Here is a 1,463-nt window from a genome sequence, read left to right on the forward strand (position 1 = left end):
GACTTCGACATATCCACAGCCACTGGGGATAACTCCTCAAACATCGTGCCACAGCCATTTTTGTCAAAGAGAGGCGGATTGAAGTACGGTTTTGTGACAAATATCGCCTGTGAATCGCKCGCTGATATTTTTGTCAAAAATGGGCGGATCGAAGTACGGCGCTTGCCAAAATTAGGCGATCGCTGCGAGGTCCATCTCCCCGGGAAGGCTCTTGTTGCGCTTGCGCATGTGCAAGACCAGATCGTGACCGCGATCCTCAAGGTTGAGATCATAGTCAGGTAGCGGGGTAGTCTTGGCCGTCTCGACGATCTCCTCAATCGTCTGGCGGAATTTTCGCATCGGACCCTTCGCACCGCTACGCTTGTGCAGTTCCTTCAAGGAATAAAAGGCCGTGGTGTCGCCGGCAGCCTTACGGGCAAGGCGGTAAATGAAACGGGCGATCGGCCGTGACAGCAGGAAGTAGTCGGGATTGAGCGTCAGGATGGTCGGCTTTCCATCAGGCCGCACAACCCCTTCATAGACCCACCCCGGGATTTCAATCTCGACCTGGCCTATCCGATCCTGGTTGGTGCGGCTGACGACCTTGTAGCGACCGATCAGCGGGAAGGATTCGGTTGCGCGGCGGTCCCGGCCTTTACGATCGCCTTTAAGATTGGTGATGCGGATATTCGTTGCCTGCAGGCGCGCTAACGCACGCTCCAGATCCTCGTATTGCTTACCACCAAGCTCACGCCGGCAGAACTTGAGGATTTCGGCTGCAGCTGGGCGGTACACCTGGGGCGGAATGCTCGGCTTGAGGCCCTTGGCCTCGTCGATGCGGAAGCGCCGTGTGGCTTCCGCCAGATGCGAGATCATGTTGATGACGATGTCGTAGTCGTAAGCCGTTGCCAGCCCGACCTCCGCACCTCCTTCGATGGTGATGATGGAGTCTTTCAGCTCGTAGCGAATAACCCCTGCCCCGCCGGATTTGGACAGCGCAAAAGGTGCAATGTCCATGAGATTGAAGTCGTCCTTGAGCGGCGCGTCGTGAACAGACGGCACGAAAAACATCAGCTGGGCGTCATCGATCGGCGCCGGACGCGAAAACGCAGCGCTACGGCGAGGTGCTGGCAGCTCGTGCTTGAGGAGGGTTACAACCTCGTCGCTGCGAATACCGTCAGCCAAGCTCTCAAAGGTGCGGCGGAGCGGTCCGCCCACTTCGTTGAGGCGAAGGTCAGCCATGGAGCGACGGCTGTAGTAGCGGCGCAAACGCGCTAGCGCGTCCTTGTCCAATTCGACCGGATCCTCACCCCGCACGGCCATGATTAGACCGGCTACTTCCTGCAGGTAAGCGTTCTTGTGGTGCAGCGACAGCTCGGCGAACGCTTCGCGGGATTTGAGGTTGAGTTTCTTGGAGGCCATGCGGCAGTCTAGCTAGGATGAAACAACGTGACATCGACCTCCAGCCGGTACCGAGGGACGAC

General features: G+C 58.1%; 1 protein-coding gene. It reads right to left on the reverse strand.

From position 1 onward, the window contains the following. Positions 1 to 171: 171 nt before the first annotated feature. Positions 172 to 1,401 carry a replication initiator protein A gene (locus tag AC1D1Z_RS37360; protein ID WP_130729867.1) on the reverse strand — a complete coding sequence of 410 codons (1,230 nt, stop codon included), beginning with the start codon at positions 1,399 to 1,401 and terminating at the stop codon, positions 172 to 174. Between the last annotated feature and the right edge of the window lie 62 nt (positions 1,402 to 1,463).

The organism is Rhizobium sp. P1_E1 (assembly GCF_056406015.1).

Coding starts and splice junctions, on each gene's coding strand:
- AC1D1Z_RS37360 (WP_130729867.1), bottom strand. CDS start 1,401: ATGGCCTCCAAGAAACTCAACCTCAAATCCCGCGAAGCGTTCGCCGAG.